Here is a 1543-nt window from a genome sequence, read left to right as displayed (position 1 = left end):
TAAAATTAATAGGAAGCAGCTTAAACCTCGTCAGGATGATTTGGTCAAGCGTTTCACCCTACTGGTGGTTGAATATATAAGGGAGAAATTTGTCTGGGCCAAGAAGAAGCCTGCTATTCCTGATGTTGAGCACGATAAACGTATTGCCGAAAACTATGTCTTTGATGAGGTGCAGGGGATCTATGTTCCACGCGCTGAACATGAAAGACGCACAAGGTTCAACAGTGATGATTACAAGCCAACCAAGGAAGAGATCGCACGTTTTCCGAGTCGTCCCACACAGAAGCAGCCAGAAACAGATAACAGTATGGATCTCACTTCAATTATCTCATCGAAGCAGATTAGAAAAGGTCCTTTCCCCACACTGCGCCCACCCGGTTATCGCGATAGAGAGTGATCAGTAAACAGAACACTTATTGTCCAGTAGACTTGACGGATTATCTAAAATATTAGATAATCCACTCATCGTTATCAGGAGGTGTATATGGCCTTAAAATTCTACGAAAGTCCGTTCCATGTGACACATGATGCTGAAACTGCCAGCAAAATGGCAATGAAAATGGATTTATCGATCATGATCATCAATTTGATCAAAGAGAAAGGCTGGACGCAAAAAGAAGCGGCTGAAAAACTCGGCATCAACCAATCCCGTGTTTCAGAACTGAAAAATGCCAAAATTGAGCTTTTCACTATTGATGCCATGTTCGACATGTTAGATGCTCTCGGTTTCAGAGCTAAAATGTCAATGACAAGTCTGCATCAGGCATCAATCGCAATTACAGAAACCGAAGCAGCCGCTTAACGTTTTTTACAGCGTTCAGCCTCTCTGACATCAGCCATAAGTTCCTTGAGTCGTTTTTCAGCTACGTCTTTAGCTTTACGATCAACACCGTTGGTAGTTTTTTTAAAGGAATGTAAAACTACCACGGTATCAAGATACTTTGCGACGTAGGTGCATCGATATGCCGGGCTACCATTTATTTTCAGCTCGATAACGCCTATACCAACGCTATCAAGAAAATCAATCGGCAATTCAGGATCTTGCCCAAATTGAATACGGCGTAGGTCTTTTCCAAACTCATCTTGCACATCAGCAGGAAGTGCTTTGTATTCCCTTTCAGCGGCATCGTTAACAAATGCGAAATTTTTCAAGAAAACTCCTTGTAATAATTTGTCCCAAGCACCTGTCTTATTCTTTACTATAGCTAATTGAAAAACAAGAAGAACTCGGTATGAATAAACAGCCGAGAGCTGATAGCAGTCAGGATCTCACCCAACAATGTCACTCACAGTGTTTAGGAAGAACAACGTCCAATATTGAAATTAATGATTTTCTTCTCTTTTTTTAAGGGCATCCCGATAACGCTGCTGTTCAACGATACTCAGATTTGGATCAGACAGAACACTTGCGCCCTTCACAGCAATATCGTAGTCAATTTGAGATTGTGTTTCATATTCTTTGATCGGTTTAAAATAATCGGATTGCGGTGCAGATGACGATGCAGAATAACCAGAATATGTTTTACTTCCACCACAACCGAGA

Annotated in this window: 2 protein-coding genes and 2 pseudogenes; 2 read left to right on the top strand and 2 right to left on the bottom strand. The window is 41.3% G+C overall.

Annotation, left to right across the window (positions count from 1 at the left end; all coding sequences use genetic code 11):
- Positions 1-397, top strand: a pseudogene (locus J5224_RS27265) (molybdopterin-guanine dinucleotide biosynthesis protein MobA); the annotation flags it as partial.
- Positions 398-484: 87 nt separating this feature from the next.
- The gene (locus tag J5224_RS27260; RefSeq protein WP_264628274.1) at positions 485-802 is read left to right on the top strand and encodes a helix-turn-helix domain-containing protein; all 318 of its coding nucleotides are present in this window, start codon (positions 485-487) and stop codon (positions 800-802) included.
- On the opposite strand, the gene J5224_RS27255 is transcribed toward J5224_RS27260, so the two are convergent.
- Complete coding sequence (locus J5224_RS27255; protein WP_264628273.1) at positions 799-1152, bottom strand: type II toxin-antitoxin system RelE/ParE family toxin; 354 nt, start codon at positions 1150-1152, stop codon at positions 799-801. The two genes, J5224_RS27260 and J5224_RS27255, sit on opposite strands and share 4 nt — an antisense overlap.
- A 171-nt stretch (positions 1153-1323) precedes the next feature.
- Positions 1324-1543 (bottom strand): annotated as a pseudogene (locus J5224_RS27250) (hypothetical protein); the annotation flags it as partial.

The organism is Candidatus Symbiopectobacterium sp. NZEC135 (assembly GCF_025962695.1).
The sequence above is the reverse complement of the archived record's forward strand: the minus strand, read 5'-3'. Positions and strand labels throughout refer to the sequence as shown.